15 protein-coding genes and 1 pseudogene are annotated in these 17,162 nt (G+C 62.6%); 7 read left to right on the forward strand and 9 right to left on the reverse strand.

All coding sequences use genetic code 11. The features are described from left to right. Nucleotides 1-68: 68 nt before the first annotated feature. Nucleotides 69-1,312, reverse strand: a pseudogene (locus HCN58_RS01700) (ABC transporter substrate-binding protein). A 187-nt stretch (nt 1,313-1,499) separates the two neighbouring features. Continuing rightward, on the reverse strand, nt 1,500-2,456 hold the full coding sequence (locus tag HCN58_RS01705) for an IclR family transcriptional regulator (protein WP_210265826.1): 957 nt from the start codon (nt 2,454-2,456) through the stop codon (nt 1,500-1,502). 142 nt (nt 2,457-2,598) lie between these two features. Here HCN58_RS01705 and HCN58_RS01710 point away from each other — a divergent pair, with 142 nt between their 5' ends. Genes HCN58_RS01710 through HCN58_RS01720 form a run of 3 tightly spaced genes read left to right on the forward strand, consistent with a single transcriptional unit; the run spans nt 2,599 to nt 5,524 of the window. Beyond that, a complete protein-coding gene (locus tag HCN58_RS01710; protein ID WP_171577641.1) occupies nt 2,599-4,398 on the forward strand; it encodes a thiamine pyrophosphate-binding protein in 1,800 nt (599 codons plus the stop codon). A 20-nt stretch (nt 4,399-4,418) separates the two neighbouring features. After that, a complete protein-coding gene (locus tag HCN58_RS01715; protein WP_171577642.1) occupies nt 4,419-5,123 on the forward strand; it encodes an SDR family oxidoreductase in 705 nt (234 codons plus the stop codon). Between the two features lie 17 nt (nt 5,124-5,140). Then, nucleotides 5,141-5,524, forward strand: coding sequence for a cupin domain-containing protein (locus HCN58_RS01720; RefSeq protein ID WP_171577643.1), 384 nt, complete (start codon nt 5,141-5,143; stop codon nt 5,522-5,524). 38 nt (nt 5,525-5,562) lie between these two features. Here HCN58_RS01720 and HCN58_RS01725 read toward each other — a convergent pair whose 3' ends face one another. The 5 genes from HCN58_RS01725 to HCN58_RS01745 all read right to left on the reverse strand — a co-directional run bounded on the left by HCN58_RS01725 (nt 5,563) and on the right by HCN58_RS01745 (nt 9,133). Further along, entirely contained in the window at nt 5,563-5,787 is a 225-nt protein-coding gene (locus tag HCN58_RS01725) for a hypothetical protein (RefSeq protein ID WP_171577644.1), read from the reverse strand. Between the two features lie 515 nt (nt 5,788-6,302). Beyond that, on the reverse strand, nt 6,303-6,698 hold the full coding sequence (locus tag HCN58_RS01730; RefSeq protein ID WP_171577645.1) for an ester cyclase: 396 nt from the start codon (nt 6,696-6,698) through the stop codon (nt 6,303-6,305). Nucleotides 6,699-6,794: 96 nt separating this feature from the next. Next, nucleotides 6,795-7,595, reverse strand: a complete 801-nt coding sequence (locus HCN58_RS01735) for an SDR family NAD(P)-dependent oxidoreductase (protein WP_171577646.1) — start codon at nt 7,593-7,595, stop codon at nt 6,795-6,797. A 1-nt stretch (nt 7,596) separates the two neighbouring features. Next, complete coding sequence (locus HCN58_RS01740; protein WP_171577647.1) at nt 7,597-8,151, reverse strand: carboxymuconolactone decarboxylase family protein; 555 nt, start codon at nt 8,149-8,151, stop codon at nt 7,597-7,599. Nucleotides 8,152-8,191: 40 nt separating this feature from the next. After that, on the reverse strand, nt 8,192-9,133 hold the full coding sequence (locus HCN58_RS01745) for a hotdog family protein (RefSeq protein WP_171577648.1): 942 nt from the start codon (nt 9,131-9,133) through the stop codon (nt 8,192-8,194). 195 nt (nt 9,134-9,328) lie between these two features. Between HCN58_RS01745 and HCN58_RS01750 the strand changes: the two genes are divergently transcribed. From HCN58_RS01750 to HCN58_RS01760, 3 genes are all read left to right on the forward strand, one after another. Further along, complete coding sequence (locus HCN58_RS01750) at nt 9,329-12,802, forward strand: indolepyruvate ferredoxin oxidoreductase family protein (protein WP_171577649.1); 3,474 nt, start codon at nt 9,329-9,331, stop codon at nt 12,800-12,802. Between the two features lie 141 nt (nt 12,803-12,943). Continuing rightward, on the forward strand, nt 12,944-13,420 hold the full coding sequence (locus tag HCN58_RS01755; protein ID WP_171577650.1) for a class I SAM-dependent methyltransferase: 477 nt from the start codon (nt 12,944-12,946) through the stop codon (nt 13,418-13,420). Nucleotides 13,421-13,603: 183 nt separating this feature from the next. Continuing rightward, entirely contained in the window at nt 13,604-15,181 is a 1,578-nt protein-coding gene (locus HCN58_RS01760) for an alkaline phosphatase D family protein (RefSeq protein WP_171577651.1), read from the forward strand. A 10-nt stretch (nt 15,182-15,191) separates the two neighbouring features. Here HCN58_RS01760 and HCN58_RS01765 read toward each other — a convergent pair whose 3' ends face one another. Continuing rightward, the gene (locus HCN58_RS01765; protein ID WP_171577355.1) at nt 15,192-15,368 is read right to left on the reverse strand and encodes a hypothetical protein; all 177 of its coding nucleotides are present in this window, start codon (nt 15,366-15,368) and stop codon (nt 15,192-15,194) included. 232 nt (nt 15,369-15,600) lie between these two features. Between HCN58_RS01765 and HCN58_RS01770 the strand changes: the two genes are divergently transcribed. Beyond that, entirely contained in the window at nt 15,601-16,773 is a 1,173-nt protein-coding gene (locus HCN58_RS01770; protein WP_171577652.1) for a thiolase family protein, read from the forward strand. Nucleotides 16,774-16,879: 106 nt separating this feature from the next. On the opposite strand, the gene HCN58_RS01775 is transcribed toward HCN58_RS01770, so the two are convergent. Beyond that, nucleotides 16,880-17,107, reverse strand: a complete 228-nt coding sequence (locus tag HCN58_RS01775; RefSeq protein ID WP_171577653.1) for a hypothetical protein — start codon at nt 17,105-17,107, stop codon at nt 16,880-16,882. Nucleotides 17,108-17,162 lie beyond the last annotated feature (55 nt).

Raw genomic sequence — 17,162 nt, forward strand, 5'->3', positions numbered from 1 at the left:
GAAAAACGGCGCCGGCGCTTGTCTGCCGGCGCCGCAACGCCAGTCTGCCCGACGCCCGTATCGGGCTTCTATGCCTTCATGTTGCAGGGATTTTGCGTCTTCGTCGGGTAGATCGATTCCAGTTCCGCGCCGGCCCCCGGCACGGCTTCGCCGAGCACCAGCATGTCCCATTTGTCCTTCATCTCGCCCTTCGGCTTGACTGTGAACGGATAGGCCTCCTGGACGAGCTGATGGTCCCAGGAGCGGAAATAGGCCTTGCGCGACTTCATGATGTCGAACTGCGTCTGCTTCTCGAAATAGGCGATCAGCGCGTCGCTCTCGGTCGACTTGGTCTCGTTGATTGCCTGCGCGATCATCTTGAGTGTGATGTATTCAATCCAGGCATGGTTCTCCGGCGGCTTGCCGTATTTCTTTGTGAAAGTCTCAACGAAGGTCTTTGAGGCCGGATTGTCGAGCGTGTGATACCAGACCGTCGGCCAGGTGCCGCTTAGATTGCCTTCGCCCATCGCCCAGGCGTCGCCGGTATTGAGGTTGAAGCCGACGAGGGGGTACGGGAAGCCAAACTCGGCATATTGCTTGACGAGATTGGTAACCTGGTTGCCGGCGAGGTTGCAGCACACGACATCGGGCTTGGCCTGCCGGACCTTCAGGAGATACGGGCTGAAGTCGGTGACATCTGTGGCGATCAGTTCGTCTCCGATCAGCGTGGCGTCGTTGGCGCTGAAGAAGGCTTTGGCAGCCTTCAGAAGGTCGTGACCGAAAATATAGTCCGCGGTCAACGTGACGAATTTTTTGCCCTTCACCATGCCCTTCTGCTTGAGCGCGGTGCCGACGGCGTTGACCATCACGGTATTCGGGATGTCGCAATGGAAGGAGTAGCGGTTACAATCCTTGCCGCGCAGCGCGTCCGAGCGGGCGCCGGTGGAGAAGAACACCTTCTTGTTGCGCTCGGCGACCTGCATGATGGTCAGCGACGAGGCAGAGGAGATTTCGCCGAACAAGAGCACCGCGCCGTCCTGCTCGATCATGCGCTGCGCCTTGGTCGAGGCGGTCGCCGGATTGACCGAGTCTTCCGACATCAGGTCGATTGGCTTGCCCAAGATGCCGCCGGACGCGTTGATTTCCTCGGCCGCCATCTTCACGCCGAGTTGGGCGTAGCTGCCGATCGCGCCGAGAAAGCCGGTCAGCGGCACGAGATGGCCGATTTTTATCGCGCGGCTTGCGCGCGGACGATGGCGGGAGATCCGATGGCGGGTACGCCGGCCAAAGCGGCGCCGGCTTTCAACAGAGTGCGTCGGCTAAAGCGGGTCATGACTGATCTCCTCCCGAGAGGTCATCGCGACGTTCTCCCTCCAATTCTCGCCCATGCGACAATGTGAGAGACGTTCTTTTATTATTGTATAATATTTCCGGACGCGGCGTCGGCTGTCAACGCCAAATGCATTTCAGGCGCGCGGCATCGCGCGCCGAGGTGGTTCAGAAAGAATGAAGTCAGGAAATTAAGGGGATTTCGCGAGATCGCGGGCGCCGAACTCGGCGGACAGCCGGTTGGCTGCGGCGTGCACCAGCTTGGCGCGGTTCTGCAACGCCTGGTCGGTCATCCGCCAGATCGGGCCGGAGATGCCGAGCGCGCCGATCACTTCGCCGGTGAAATGATAGACCGGCACCGCGACACAGCGGACTTCCGCGTTGAATTCGCCGTCATCGAAAGCAATCGCGCTGCGCCTAATTTCGGCGATCTCGCGCAACAGCACGGCGGGGTCGGTGATCGATTTTTTCGTCGATGGCTTCAGTTCGACCCGTTCGAGAAAGCGCTTCAACTGGTCGGGGCGGAGCGAAGCCAGCATGATCTTGCCGAGTGCGGTGCAATGCGCCGGGCGCACCACGCCCACGCGATCGGTCAGTTGGAACGCGCCGGCCCCGCTGGTGCGGGCAATCACGACGACCGCGTCACCCATACGCACGGCAAAATGCCCGCTTTCGCCGGTTTCCCTCGACAGGTCTTCCAGGATTGGCGTTGCGAGATTGACCATCTCGATTTCGTCCAGCGCGCTGGCGGCGAGCGCAAACAGCGGCCGGCCGACGCGGTAGCGTTTCGAATCGCGCTCCTGCCTGAGATAGCCGAGCGAGACCAGAGTCTTGGCGAGGTGGAAGGTGGTGGAATTGTGCAGGCCGACCAGCTTGCTGAGATCAGCTAGTCCAATGCCCTCGCGGTGACGCGCGACTTCTTCCAGGATCGAAAACGCGCGCCCGAGCGACTGCACGCCGCCGCGCGCGCGCTCCTCGGCCTCATCATCGATGTTTGGTTCGTTAGACGGCACCAGCCTTGCGATCGAAACCTTGCGTGGACTTGCCGGCTTGTCGCTGGTCTTTGGCTTGGTGCGCGGTTTCACGGAATCAGTTCTCCAGGTCGGCGGGGCGAACTCTAGCAGGCCGCCCTTACTCTTCAACAGCATCACCCCCGTCGAAGGCGCTATCCGAAACATACCACAATAGCAATTGACGTACAGTATTATGAGAAATAGGTTCGCGGGGCTGCCGACTGCGCGACGCCAAGACGCGGAGGCGAATTCGTTGAGCTCAGGGAGAGAGTGGTCGATGTCGCGTAACATGCTCAACGGCGCCCAGGTCATCGTCGACTATCTGATCCAGGAAAAGGTGCCGCAGGTGTTCGGCCTGTGTGGCCACGGCAACATCCAGTTCATCGATGCGCTCTACGAGCGTTCCCACGACATCAAGACCATCTCGGTGCATCACGAGAGCGTCGCCGGCTTCATGGCCGACGTTTACTACCGCGTCTCAGGCCGGCCGACGGCGACCTTCACCTCCTGCGGGCCCGGCTCGGCGAACCTGCCGATCTCGCTCGCCAATGCATTTCTCGATTCCGTGCCGTTCATGGCGGTGACCGGCAACGTGCCGACCAGCCAGTTCAACCGCGGCGCCTTCCAGGAGATGTACCGGCACCATCAGGCGGATTTTCCGTCCACCGTGCGCACGATCTGCAAGAAGGTGTTCCAGCCGACGCGCGGCGAAATGGTGCCGCTGGCGGTGCGGCAGGCCTGGAAGACCATGACAACGGGCCGCCCCGGGCCCGTCGTTCTCGACGTTCCCTTCGACGTGTTCATGGAATCGGCCGCCGAGGAGGCGCCGAGCGCGATCGAATGGAATGCCAATATATCGAGCCGCTGCGGCGCCGATCCGGAAGGTGTGGTGAAGGCCGTCGACATGCTGCTTACCGCCGAGCGGCCGGCGATCATTGTCGGGCAGGGCGTGCGCTATGGCGGCGCGGCGGACGAACTGTTGCGGCTCGCCGAGCGGCTGCAGATTCCGGTCGCAGCATCCGCCAGCGGCCTCGGCGCGATCGATTGCAACCATCCGCTGGCGCTCGGCCTCGTCGCGCGCGCCGGGCACTATCAGGCCAACCACGCAACGCGACAGGCCGACGTGCTGCTGGCGATGGGAATGCGGTTCGACGACCGCACGTCGAGTTCGTGGATCCCGGGCTATTCCTTCACCATTCCGCCGACGCGGTTGATCCATGTCGACATCGATCCCGAAGAGATCGGCCGCAACTATCCGGTCGCGCTCGGCCTGATGGCCGATGTGCGCACCTTCCTGCGGCAGGTGCATGCCGAACTCGATCGCCGTGCTGACCTGACGAAGAAGGCCGATGCGCGCAAAAAATGGCTGGCGCAGATCGATGGCTACCGGAAAGAGTGGGACAAGTTCGTCGCGCCCGGATTGTCCGACGACACCACGCCGATCAATCCGCAGCGCGCCGCGCTCGAAATCGACAAGGCGCTGCCGGAGGATGCCATCCTCGTCAGCGACATCGGCGTGCATCACAATTGGCTGCTCGGCTTCTGCAAGCCGCGGCGGCCGGATTCGCTGATCGGCTCGATGGGGTTCGGCCCGATGGGCTTTGGCGTCGCGGGCGTGATGGGCGCGAAGTTCGCCGCGCCCGACCGGCCCTGCGTGTCGGTGTGCGGCGACGGCGCGTTCTTCATGCACGCCAACGTGCTGGGAACGGCGGTCGAATATAATCTGCCCGTGGTCTGGGTGGTCTGGAACAACTACGCCTATGCCTCGATCCGGGGCCTGCAGCGCGGCTATCTCGGCGGCCGGGAGCTCGCGACCGATTTCCACGATCCCAACACCGGCGCGCGCTACAATCCTGATTTCGCCGCGATGGCGCGCTCCTGCGGCGTCGAGGGCGTGCGGGTTGATCGCGCCGGCGATCTCGGCGAGGCCATTCGCAAGGGCATCGCCGCCAACAAACCCTATCTGATCGACGTCGATATCGCCGCTGACATCAATCCGGTCGGCGCCGGCATCTGGGAGTTGCCCGGGCTCGGCCAAAGCAAGGCCGGCATCGGCACGCGCTATCAGCCCGCCTGATCTCACGCGAGGGAAATCCCATGTTGCTTGCAGGCAAGAAAGTCGTCGTCGTCGGTGGTTCGTCCGGCATTGGTCTTGCGACCGCCGAGATGGCGAAGCGCGAAGGCGCTGACATCATCATTGCGTCGCGCAATGTCGAGCGGCTGGACAAGGCGGCCGAAAAGCTGAATGCGATCGCGATTCCGGCTGACGTGACCAGCGACGCCAGCGTTGCAAAACTGTTCCAGCGTTGCGGCCCGGTCGATCATGTCGTGGTGACGGCGGCGCAGCTTCGCACCGGTCCGTTCAAGACGGTGGCGATGGAGGATGTTCGCGTCACCATGGAAGGCAAGTTCTGGGGCGCGTGGCGTGTCGCGCGCGAGGCCGAAATCTGTCCCGGCGGGTCGCTGACCCTGGTGTCGGGATTTCTCAGCGTCCGTCCGCGGCCGAATTCGGCGATCGTCAGCGCCGCCAATGGCGCGCTGGAATCGCTGGCAAGGGCGCTGGCGCTTGAACTCGCGCCGGTGCGCGTCAACGCCGTCTCGCCCGGCGTGATCGACACCCCGATCCGCGCCGCGATGCCGGAGGAGGCGCGGCGCGACATGCTGGCGAAGACGGCCGCCGCATTGCCGGTCGGCCGCGTCGGCGCGGCCGAGGACATCGCGCGGCAGATTTTGAGTTTCATGGCGAACGGGTTTGCGACGGGATCGATCGTCTATATCGACGGCGGGGCGCTCGTCATCTGACCGGCGGAGGAAGCATCATGGCTTCAGAAAACAACGGCGCGTTCATCCGCAACATCGCCGAGGTGCCTTGGCGCGAATTCCCCAATCACTTTGGCGGCGCGCTGTCAAAACCGCTCGTCATGCCGGAGACCGCGGGCTCCCGTCATATCGACTACCGCATCTCGATGTATCAGCCGATGGCCCATGTCGCGCGCCACAAGCATCTCGTGCAGGAGCAGATCTATCACGTGCTCGAAGGCGAAGGGCTGATGGAAATCGCCGGGAAGAATCACGTGGTGCGCAAGCACGACTTCATCTTCCTTCCGCCGGGCGTCGAGCACGCGATTTCGAATTCCGGGCTGGTCGATCTGGTGTTTTTGGTGATCACCTCGCCGGTGACGGATGAGGAAAAGCCGGTGTGAGGCGCAGGAACGGACTCACGCCAGCGCTTCAAGACGAATCAAGCCGCCAGATCCTGCAACAGCAGCGACGAGCCGCGAATCAGCACCTTGCGTCCCTTCGCCGTGATGGCGGGCGCATCGCCGTTCATGGTGGCAAGTTCGAGCGCGATCAGGCCGTCGATCGTGTAGCGGCTCATGCGCGGCAGCAGCAACGCGGGCGATCGCAATGCCTTCAACGTTTCCCATTGGGACGGCGTCAGGTCGTAGTCGAATTCTTCGTTCATGGTGCCTCGGCATTCTTGCAGCGCTCGCCACAATTCTTGTGCCGCGTAATAGCGAGCGCACGTGAAATTCGTGCGACCGCAACGAGTCGGTATTTCGACAAGCGACGATGCGCTGTCACATCATCGTGTCAATGGAATCGATTGAATGTGTCGAATCACACAGATGCCCGAATAAAAACGCCGGCGCAAAATTGCGTGAGTACGGGCGTCAAAAAGACCGCCCAATCGCCGCAACCCTTAAGAGAAAGTTACTAACCAAAGGTAAATTTGCGGGCAGGAGGAGGACGGTCGTTCCTTCGATCGCGTGCCTGCGACCCTTTAGACCCTCATGATGAGGAGGCGCGTAAGCGCCGTCTCGAACCATGCGGCCCGGCTGGTGCTATCCATCCTTCGAGACGTCGCTGCGCGGCTCCTCGGGATGAGGTCTGGCAGCGAGCTGCCATAGGGTGGGCGTGCCCACCATCCTTTTACGCCGATAGAACGGTGGGCACGGCGCAAGTGCGCCTTTGCCCACCCTACCATTTTTTGAGCTGAGCTTCGATAGTCGCCTTGTCTACGACCGACCAGACTTCGCAAATCTTTTCTATTCGAAATTCGTAGAAGACGTTCTCAGTGAACGAAACTTTTTTGCCGGCTACATGAAGGTCCAGGAACGTTCCCTTCGGCGTACAGTCGAAGCCCAGCCGGCTCGCCACATAGGGCGGATCGGAAATCAGCATCCGGATACTGAAATAGAGGTCCGGAATATCCTCAAAGTCTCTCTCCAGCATTTGGCGGTAACCCGAAAGCCCGAGCCGCCGGCCGTTGTGAATCACTTCATCATCAACGAACTGTCCCAGCTCCCGCCAGTCCTGCCTATTCAGGCAGGCAATGTAGTTTCTGTAGACGTGGGAGAGTTCGATTTTAATCACGGCAATTGTCCTCTTTTTACAAGGTCTCTGCAGCCAAGCGTAATACTTCAGCCGGCCGTAGAGTGAGCAAAGCGTAAGCGTGGCCACCCCACGGTTCTATCCCCGCCGCACGCTGGCGCCGCCGTCCACCGGCAGCGTCACGCCGGTAATGAAACTTGCTTCGTCGGACGCAAGAAACAGCGCGGCGTTGGCGACGTCCCAGCCGGTGCCCATCTTGCGGCGCAGCGGCACTTTTGCGTCGCGCTCGGCCTCGACCTCGGCGCGGCTCTTCTTGAATTCGCGCGCGCGGGTATCGACCGCCATCGGCGTGTTCATCAGCCCGGGCAGTATGACGTTCGCGCGGATGCCGTATTGCGCATTCTGGTAGGCAAGCTGTTCGGTGAAGGCGATCATGGCCGACTTGGTCGCCTTATAGGCAACGTAGGGGTAGGTCGTGATCGCGGCCATCGAGGAGATGTTGATGATGGCGCCGCTTCTTTGCTGGCGCATGATCGGGATCACGTGCTTGGCCGCCCACACGCAGCTCTTCAGATTGATCGCGACGCAGCGGTCGAACGCTTCCTCTGAGATGTCGAGCAGTTCGGCGTCGCCGCCGGCCAAACTGACGCCGACATTATTATGCAGCACGTCGATGCGGCCCCAGCGTGCCTGCGCGTCCGCCGCCATCGCCTTCAACTCGGCGTTCTTGGTGACGTCGGCCCTGAACGCCGCCGCGACGCCGCGCCTCTCGGCGATCATGTCGGCGGTTTCCTGGGCAGAGGCTAGATTGTGATCGACGCACAGCACTTTAGCGCCTTCGCGCGCAAAAGTGAGTGCGGTGGCACGGCCGTTGCCGATACCTTCGCCGGGGCTCTGCCCGGCGCCGACGACGATGGCGACACGATCTTTCAGGCGCATGTCACTCCACTCCCGGGATCGGGTACTGTCGCAGTACCTCTTTGTAATAGGGTTCGTTGTCGATCTTCATCGTCGCCAGCACGCGCACCACGGCGCAATAGAAGGCGATGGTGAGCACGAGATCGACCATGTGCTCGTCGGAAAGTTTTTGCTTGATCTCGGCAAAAGTCGCCTCCGACATCGCAAGCTCTCGCACCATTTCGCGCGCACCACGCAAAATCGCTTTCGCCAGCGGCTCGAGCTTGGATGGTCTGCCATCGGTCTCGGCCATCAGCCCTTCGACATCTTCATCGGTGACGCCGAATTCCCTGCCGATCTTCACGTGATGCGTGAATTCGTATTCGGACTTCTCCAGCCAGCCGACCTGGAGAATCGCGAGTTCGCGCAGGCGCGGGTCCAGTTTGCTCTTGAAGCGGATGTAGTTGCCGATGCCGTTGAAGGCGCGCGCCATATCAGGCGAGTTCACCAGCAGCTTATGGAGGTTGGTGTTGCGCTTGAGCATGTCGCGATATTCGGGGGCGACCTGGTCGGCTTCGAGATAGGACAGGCGGGCCATTTTGTTGTTGTCCTTGTTGGCGATAGCAGATCAGGCTCGCCTAACCGTAGAGCGCTTTGTGCTCCCCCTCATAATCGGCGTAAGAGTCCTTGATGCTCGCCATATTCAACAGCATGGTGGCGACTGGCGTATCGTCCTTTGCGAACACGGTCGTGCGGACCCAGACGCTTTCGGTACGCCGGCTGCCGCTCAGCGCAACCACTTCGCGCTCGGTCGCATAGCTCTCGCCGACGAATAGCGGCCCGCGCAGCAGGCGGACTTCCTGATCGGCGAACAGGCCGACCGCCGGCCCGCGCACCGGCAGCCGGTCCTCGCGGGCGCGGTATTGAAACAGCACGCTCAGCATCTCGAAGGGAATAATCGCCCGACCCCAGGGATTGAACTCCTGCGAATAGTAGGCCGAAGGTTCGGTGATCACTTTCAGCTTCTCGGCAAGTGAAAACGGATAAAGGTCGCCCATGTGCTGGTCGAAATCCATTTTCACCGTCGGGCGCGGCGTCTTCATGCCCACTTTGACGTCGGCGAGGATGACGGGATCGGCCAGCGGCTTCGTTTCGCCGAGCCGCCGGCTTAACGCCGTTTCCATCACATCCCCGACGGAAGCCGTGCCGCGCAAAATCTCGGTGCCGTTGCGCTTGGTCATGCCGATCGCGCAAGTCGTCTGCCCCGGCTTCGGCTTTTCGATGTTGGCCTGCACTTCCTCGCCCTCGAAGACCGGGTTGCGGTAATGCGCGGACAGGCATCCGGTCTCGAACCAGGCCTGGCCCCAGATCCGTTCGCACAGCGGCGCGAACTGGCTGAAATGGGTCGGGCCCTCGATGGTGCCACCCTGAAAGCCGAGTTTCTGCGCGGTCGCATCGTCATGGATCGAGGCGTGCGAGTCATAAACCTGCGCGTGGAGCATTTGCCTCGGGCTCCGCCACGGCCCCACCAACAGATTGCCGCTCTCCAATATCTCGGTCCTGAACGCCGGTTCTGTCATCCCTGGTGTCTCCCTTTGGCGCGCAGCGTTTCAAAGAAGGCTGGCCCCAGCAAGAGGCCGGCCGATCCACAGGTGGGTGAGATATGCCCTGCGGCCATGAATTCACGCTGGGCACGCATAGCAAAATCGGTGCATGCTGTTCGCAATTAGACCGGTTTCAAATAACCGGCGGAACGTGCGACGGGAGCGGACGAAATGGCGTTGATGGAAGTGGGTCTGGACGACAAATACCGTCTGGATGCGAAGCGGATTTTTCTGTCCGGTACGCAGGCGCTGGTCCGGTTGCCGATGTTGCAGCGCGAACGCGACCGCGTGCAGGGGCTCAACACCGCAGGCTTTATCTCCGGCTACCGCGGCTCGCCGCTCGGCATGTACGATCACGCGCTGTGGCGCGCCAAATCTTTCCTCAAGCAGCATGACATCGAGTTCTCGCCGGGTCTCAACGAGGACCTTGCGGCGACCGCTGTGTGGGGGAGCCAGCAGGTCGGCATGTTCCCAGGCGCCAAGGTCGATGGCGTGTTCGGCATCTGGTACGGCAAAGGCCCCGGCGTCGACCGCTCCGTCGACGCGCTGAAGCATGCCAACTCGGCGGGCACCTCGCCGAATGGCGGCGTGATTGCGCTCGCCGGCGACGACCATGGCTGCCAGTCCTCGACGCTCGCCCACCAGAGCGAGCAGGTGTTCGCCGCTGCGCTGATGCCGGTAGTCAACCCGGCAACGTTGCAGGATTATCTCGATCTCGGCATTTTGGGCTTTGCGCTGTCGCGCTATTCCGGCTGCTGGGTCGGGTTCAAGGCGATTTCGGAGACGGTCGAAAGCTCGGCCTCGATCGTCAGTGATCCCGACCGCATCAAGATCATCATGCCTGACAATTTCGAGATGCCGCCGGGCGGGCTTTCCATCCGCTGGCCCGATGCACCGATCGAGCAGGAGCGGCGGCTGCACGGACCCAAGATGCAGGCGGTCGCTGCGTTCGCGCGCCTCAACCGCTTCGACCGCATCGTCCTGGATTCAAAGCCCGCGCGGCTCGGCATCATGGCGACCGGCAAGGCCTATCTCGATCTGCGGCAGGCGCTGGCCGACCTCGGCATTACCGATGCCGAGGCGCAGGCGCTGGGCTTGCGCATCTACAAGGTGGCGCTGACCTGGCCGCTGGAGGAATCCGGTGCACGTGCGTTCGCCGAAGGCTTGCAGGACGTGCTGGTGGTCGAGGAGAAGCGCGGCTTTATCGAGGATCAACTGGTCCGCATCCTCTACAACATGGACGCCGCGAAGCGGCCTTCGGTGGTCGGCAAGCGGGACGAGACCGGCGCGCCGCTGCTGCCGAGCGAAGGCGAGTTGACGCCGACCATGGTGGCGGCGGCCGTTGTGGCGCGGCTGCGCAGGCTTGGGCATCGCAGCCCGGCGCTGGAACAGCGTCTCGCCAAACTCGAAGCTTTCGACCGGCCGGCGGAAGGCCTTGGCGCCGCAAAACTGCAGCGCACGCCGTATTTCTGCTCGGGCTGCCCGCACAACACCTCGACCAAGATTCCCGAGGGCAGCCGCGCGATGGCTGGCATCGGCTGCCACGGCATGGCGCTGTCGGTGCCGAACCGCCGGACGCAAACGATCTCGCATATGGGCGCGGAAGGCGTCACCTGGATCGGGCAGGCGCCGTTCACCAGCGAACCGCATGTGTTCCAGAATCTCGGCGATGGCACCTACACCCATTCCGGCCTGCTGGCGATCCGCGCAGCGGCGGCCGCCGGCGTCAACATCACCTACAAGATCCTCTATAACGATGCGGTGGCGATGACCGGTGGCCAGCCGGCCGAAGGCGGCCTGACGGTGTCGCAGATCGCGCACCAGGTCTCGGCGGAAGGCGCCAAGCGCCTCGCCATCATCTCCGACGATCCGGAAAAGTATCCGTCGAATTATTTCCCGTCAGGCGCGACCGTTCATCACCGGCGCGAGCTCGACGCGGTGCAGAGGGAGCTCCGCGAGATCAAGGGCCTCACCGTCCTGATTTACGACCAGACTTGTGCGGCGGAAAAGCGCCGCCGCCGCAAGCGCGGGCTCTATCCGGATCCGCCGAAGCGCGTCTTCATCAACGAGCGCGTCTGCGAAGGCTGCGGCGACTGTTCTTCTGTTTCCAACTGCGTCTCGGTGCAGCCGCTGGAGACCGAGTTCGGCCGCAAGCGGCGGATTGATCAATCGAACTGCAACAAGGACTTTTCCTGTATCGAGGGCTTTTGCCCGAGTTTTGTGACCGTGCACGGCGGACGCGTGCGGAAAGCAGATCGCGCGGCGGCCGATCCATCCGCGCTGTTCGCCGATCTGCCGACTCCGGCCACACCGGCGCTCCATGGCGCCTACAACATTCTCATCACCGGCATCGGCGGCACCGGCGTCATCACGATCGGCGCGCTGCTCGGCATGGCAGCCCACGTCGACGGCAAAGCGTGCTCGACGCTCGATTTCACCGGCCTGTCGCAGAAGAACGGCGCGGTCATGAGCCATGTCCGCATCGCGCCTGTTGCGGATGACCTCTCGACCGTCCGCATCGCGCCCGGCGGCGCCAACCTCATCCTCGGCTGCGACATCGTGGTCGCCACCAGCATCCCCGCGCTGAGCCGGGCCGAACGCGGCGTCACGCGCGCGGTCGTCAACGCCGACCTGCTGCCGACCGCAAGCTTCGTCATCAATCCCGATATCGACTTCGAGGCGGGAACGATGCGGGATTCGCTGAACGAGGCTGTCACTGCCTCCGATCTCGACATTCTCGATGCCACCGGGCTGGCCGCCGCACTGATGGGCGACAGCATCGCGACCAACGCGTTTATGCTTGGCTTCGCGTTCCAGCGCGGCGCGATTCCCCTTTCGCTGGAGGCGATTATGAAGGCGATCGACCTCAATGGTGCGGCGATCGAGATGAACAAGCTCGCCTTCTCCTGGGGCCGGCTCGCCGCGCACGATCTGCCGCGCGTTGTCACTGCTGCACGCTTCAAAAGTTCGGGCGCGGCGCCGGTGCGGCGGACGCTCGACGAGAGCATCGCCTTCAGGGCAAAATTCCTGACCGAGTACCAGAACGAGGCCTATTCGAAGCGCTATCTCGCTGAAGTCGAGCGCGTCCGTGCCGCCGAGGCAAAAGGCGCGTCCGGTGCGCACGATCTCACCGAAGCCTTCGCAAAGGGTCTGTTCAAGCTGATGGCCTACAAGGACGAATATGAAGTCGCCAGGCTTTATTCCGACGGCGAGTTTGCGAGGGCGCTGAAGGAACAGTTCGACGGCGACCCCGGCGTCAGGGTCAGCCTCGCGCCGCCGCTGCTGGCGTCACGCGACAAGGTGACCGGGCATTTGCGCAAGCGCGAATTCGGCGCCTGGATATTCAGCGCCTTCGATGTTCTCACCCGGTTCAAGTTCCTGCGCGGCACCGCGTTCGATCCGTTCGGCTATACAACCGAGCGACGGATGGAGCGGGCCTTGCCCAGCGAATATTCCGCGATGATCTTCCGCCAGCTCAACAGGGCAAAGCCGCATGACTGGCCGCGTCTGGTGGCGTTGGCGAAATTAGCGGAACTCGTTCGCGGCTACGGCCACGTCAAGGAAGCCAATGTCGCGAAATATCGCGCCGAATGCGTGCGCATTGAACGCGCGATCGGTCAGCCCGTCGCGCAGGCCGCCGAATAGGTTCCATCCACACCGGCCGTGATCTATTTCGCTGATGGATCGCTGCGATAACCTTGTGGCCGCGAGCCGCTGGCATTATCCGGCCGGTTTCCTACATCATGGCCGCAGTTTCGCGTTTTGGTTGATTTCAGGAGGCCTGCGATGGTCCTGAAAAACGTTTTTGCCGCCGCGCTTGGCACGGGGCTCCTGATGTTGGGCAGCGCCGCGCTGGCGGACGAGTATCGCGCGGGTGAGCTCTTCGGCCTCGATCCCTCCCAAGCCATGCTCTCACCGAAGCGGCTCGGCCCGGAGACGCGATTCGCCCCGGTCCGGATCGAGGCCAGAACCGACCGCAAGCAGGTGAAGACGGAGCGCGTGGTCGTGCCCGAGGTTGCCGCCGTGCCCAAGACTGTTGCACCCAAGACGGCTGCACCCAAGACGGCTGCACCCAAGACGGCTGCGCACAAAACTGTCGCGCCCAAGACTCACGTGGCGCATGAGCGTGTGCAGAAACCGCGCAGCGCTGCCCGCACCAAGTTGGCGCAGCGCCACAGCAATCCGCTCGATGCGCAGGCGCGTGACATGCGGATTCAGACCTGGCCGTGCAACTCCGGCGGCATCTGCGACTGGCAGCGGTAGAGTAGATTGTAGGATGGGTGGAGCGAAAGCGATACCCATCATGCCTCCGCGCAAATATTGATGGGTTTCGCGGCGCTCTACCCATCCTACGATTCCCCAGCGTCATCCACCTGTCGTAAAACCTTCGGCCAGCGTTCAAATTGCTCGGGCACACCTTCGTCGTGATTCGACGAGGGTGCTTCGATGCAAATTCCGATACGCGCCAAGCATGGCCTGACACGGCGTCAACTGCTGATCCGCTCCGCCGCGACAGTCGCCGTCGCCGGTCTCGGCGGCCTTGCCAGACCCCACCTCAGCCGTGCCGTGGATCGTCCGCTCATCGCAAGCGGGATTCAATCGGGCGACGTCTCGGCCAATTCCGCGGTGATCTGGGCGCGCGCCGACCGGGCGGCGCGGATGCGGGTCGAATGTTCGGCCAGCGAAGAATTCAAAACCATCATTGGCACGGCTTCGGCCGATGCATTGCCGGACCGCGATTTCACCGCGAAGGTTCTGCTCGGCGGTCTGCCATCCGGGCAGGCTATCTTCTATCGCGTGCGGTTTGAAAACATCGACGAACCGGAGATCGCAGGTGAGATCCAGGTCGGGCATTTTCGCACCGGGCCCACGGCACGGAGCAACGTATCGTTTGTCTGGTCAGGCGATACGACGGGGCAGGGCTGGGGCATCGACGAAAGCCGTGGCGGCATGCGGACTTACCGGACCATGCTCGACAACCGTCCCGACTTCTTCATCCATTCCGGCGACCACATCTATGCGGATTGCCCGGTGGAGCGGGAATTAAAGCTGCCCGATGGCGGGGTCTGGCGAAACATCGTCACCGAGGAAAAGTCCGTCGTCGCCCAAACCCTCGCGCAGTTCCGCGGCAATTACAAATACAACTGGCTCGACCAAAGCTTCCGCGCCTTCCATGCCGCCGTTCCCTTGTTCGCGCAATGGGATGACCACGAGGTGACGAACGACTGGGCGCCGATCGGCACGGCCGACGAGACCGGCTATGCCGAGGACGGCACCTCGCATCTGGTGGCGCGGGCGCGCCGCGCGTTCCATGAATTTATGCCGATGCGCGCGACGCCCGCGCAGGACGGCCGCATCTACCGCAAGATCGCCTACGGCCCGCTGCTCGACGTCTTCATGATCGACATGCGCAGCTACCGCGATTCCACTGGGAACAGGCGCGACGACCACCGCGACACCTGCATTCTAGGCGCTTCGCAACTGGCCTGGCTGAAGCGCGAACTGGTGGCTTCCGATGGCACCTGGAAGGTGATCGCTGCCGACATGCCGATCGGCTTGATCAGCGAGGACGCGATTGCGCTCGGTGACGGCCCGCCGGAGCGCCGCGAGCACGAGATTGCCGATCTGCTGTCGTTCATAAAGCGCGCCGGCATCCGCAATACGGTCTGGCTGACCGCCGACATGCACTACACGGCCGCGCATCATTACGATCCGAACCGCGCGGCCTATCAGGATTTCGAGCCGTTCTGGGAGTTCGTCTCTGGCCCGCTGCATGCCGGCACCTGGGCGCCCGCCCCGCTCGACAATACGTTCGGGCCGAAAGCGATGTTCCAGAAGGGGTGCAGCGGCGAGAATCTCGCGCCCTGTTTCGGCATGCAGTTTTTCGGCCGCGTCGACATTGACGGCAAGACCGGAGTCATGACCGTGACATTGAAGGACGTCGACAATCGCGACCTCTGGTCGGTCGATCTCGAGCCCCGCCCGGATGCCCGGCCCGGCCAAGTCATGGCGCAGCACATCTGAGCCGACGTCCTTAGGGCGTCACCAGCAGATAGCCGCCGACAACGATCAGCACCGAGAGCGCAATGATCACCCCGAGCACGGCCGTGACGATCGCGGGAAGCTCATGAGTGTCCAGCCACTGTCGTAATGCCCTTACCATCGCACCCCTGACCTGATCCCGCCGCACGCCTTGTGCGGGCGATCTCAATAGCGGTCAATTTCGCTCAGTGAAATAGCTGGAGCATGCGCCTTTCGTCGCGCATCGCCTGCGTCGCCCCGGAACGCCAAGCGCGGCCTTGCCGAAGGACAAGCGTTATGCAAATCCCGGCTTCGAGCCGGCTTGCGGGGGAATTCTTTTCCGCCGGCCGGAATTCGGGTTTTCGCTACACACGGGCGCGGCTCCAGTCCATACTGGATCGCATCAAAGGGAGGTCTTTCAAATGCGTGAAGCTGTCATCGTTTCCTATGCACGTACGGGACTGGCGAAGTCCGGCCGCGGCGGGTTCAACATCACCCCGCCGATGTCGATGGCGGCTCACGCCATCAAGCACGCCGTGGAACGCGCCGGCGTCGAGAAGGAATATGTCGAAGACTGCTATCTCGGCAATTGCGCGCATGGCGCGCCGAATATCGGCCGCCAGGCCGCGCTGCTCGCGGGATTGCCGAAGTCGACCGCCGGCGTATCCGTGAACCGCTTCTGCTCCTCGGGCCTGCAGACCATCGCGATGGCCGCCAACTCAATCCGTTCTGACGGCGCCGATTGCATCGTGGCCGGCGGCGTCGAGAGCATCTCGATCCCCGGTGGCGGCTCGCCCAAGGAATCGATCGATCCCGATCTGCTCAAAGTCGCACCCGATATCTTCATGGCGATGATCGACACGGCGGATATCGTTGCCGAACGCTACAAGGTCAGCCGCGAATACCAGGACGAGTATTCGCTGGAGTCGCAGCGCCGCATGGCCGCCGCCCAGCAGGCCAACAAGTTCAAGGACGAAATCGTCCCGATGAAGACCAAGATGAAGGTGGTGGACAAGGCGACGAAGGCGGAAAGCGTCGTCGATTATACTGTCGACCGCGACGAGTGCAATCGTCCCGACACCAGCATGGAAGGCCTTGCCAAGCTTGAGCCGGTCAAGGGCCCGGGCAAGTACGTCACCGCGGGCAACGCCAGCCAGCTCTCGGACGGCGCCGCCGCCGTGGTGCTGATGGAAGCCAAGGACGCTGAAAAGCGCGGCCTCAATCCGATGGGCCGTTTTGTCGCCTGGGCTTCCGCAGGCTGCGAGCCGGACGAGATGGGCATCGGCCCGATCTACGCCGTGCCGAAGCTGTTGAAGCGCCACGGCCTGAAGATCGACGACATCGATCTCTGGGAGCTCAACGAAGCCTTCGCCAGCCAGTGCCTCTATTCGCGCGACAAGCTCGGCATCGATCCGGAGAAGTACAACGTCAACGGCGGCTCGATCGCGATCGGCCACCCCTTCGGCATGACCGGTGCGCGTCTCACCGGTCACATCCTGCAGGAAGGCCGCCGGCGCAAGGCCAAGTGGGGCGTCGTGACGATGTGCATCGGCGGCGGCCAAGGCGGCGCAGGCCTGTTCGAGATCTATAGCTGATTGCCTTCCACACGTCGTGACGAGCAATCGCCACGCTGCCGGAAAAGAAATGGCCCCGTGAGGGGCCATTTTGCATTTGAGGTGTCTTGTGTTCGAGGCGCTGGCCTCAGTAGCGATGCTTCTTGATGATCACGACCTTGTCGCGATGGCCATGTCGCCATCCGCGATGGTAGCCACGGTCGCGATGCCCGCGGAATTCGGCGCGCGCGCCGTAGCCGTGGTGGTGGCCGTGATAACCGCCACGCTTGATCACGACGGTCTCGGCACTCGCGATCGAGGGTGCCGCGATGATAAGCGCGCCAAGCGCAGCGATAACGTATCCAAGCTTCTTCATTCCAATCCTCCTCAATTGAGCGAGGAGAAAACATCACATCACAAGGAACGTTCCG

The organism is Bradyrhizobium australiense (assembly GCF_013114825.1).
Classification (GTDB): Bacteria; Pseudomonadota; Alphaproteobacteria; order Rhizobiales; family Xanthobacteraceae; genus Bradyrhizobium; species Bradyrhizobium australiense.

Excerpts from the sequence above, each read along its gene's own strand:
- HCN58_RS01705 (WP_210265826.1), bottom strand. The coding sequence starts at position 2,456 with ATGCTGTTGAAGAGTAAGGGCGGCCTGCTAGAGTTCGCCCCGCCGACC.
- HCN58_RS01710 (WP_171577641.1), top strand. The coding sequence starts at position 2,599 with ATGTCGCGTAACATGCTCAACGGCGCCCAGGTCATCGTCGACTATCTG.
- HCN58_RS01715 (WP_171577642.1), top strand. The coding sequence starts at position 4,419 with ATGTTGCTTGCAGGCAAGAAAGTCGTCGTCGTCGGTGGTTCGTCCGGC.
- HCN58_RS01720 (WP_171577643.1), top strand. The coding sequence starts at position 5,141 with ATGGCTTCAGAAAACAACGGCGCGTTCATCCGCAACATCGCCGAGGTG.
- HCN58_RS01725 (WP_171577644.1), bottom strand. The coding sequence starts at position 5,787 with ATGAACGAAGAATTCGACTACGACCTGACGCCGTCCCAATGGGAAACG.
- HCN58_RS01735 (WP_171577646.1), bottom strand. The coding sequence starts at position 7,595 with ATGCGCCTGAAAGATCGTGTCGCCATCGTCGTCGGCGCCGGGCAGAGC.
- HCN58_RS01740 (WP_171577647.1), bottom strand. The coding sequence starts at position 8,151 with ATGGCCCGCCTGTCCTATCTCGAAGCCGACCAGGTCGCCCCCGAATAT.
- HCN58_RS01745 (WP_171577648.1), bottom strand. The coding sequence starts at position 9,133 with ATGACAGAACCGGCGTTCAGGACCGAGATATTGGAGAGCGGCAATCTG.
- HCN58_RS01750 (WP_171577649.1), top strand. The coding sequence starts at position 9,329 with ATGGCGTTGATGGAAGTGGGTCTGGACGACAAATACCGTCTGGATGCG.
- HCN58_RS01755 (WP_171577650.1), top strand. The coding sequence starts at position 12,944 with ATGGTCCTGAAAAACGTTTTTGCCGCCGCGCTTGGCACGGGGCTCCTG.
- HCN58_RS01760 (WP_171577651.1), top strand. The coding sequence starts at position 13,604 with ATGCAAATTCCGATACGCGCCAAGCATGGCCTGACACGGCGTCAACTG.
- HCN58_RS01770 (WP_171577652.1), top strand. The coding sequence starts at position 15,601 with ATGCGTGAAGCTGTCATCGTTTCCTATGCACGTACGGGACTGGCGAAG.
- HCN58_RS01775 (WP_171577653.1), bottom strand. The coding sequence starts at position 17,107 with ATGAAGAAGCTTGGATACGTTATCGCTGCGCTTGGCGCGCTTATCATC.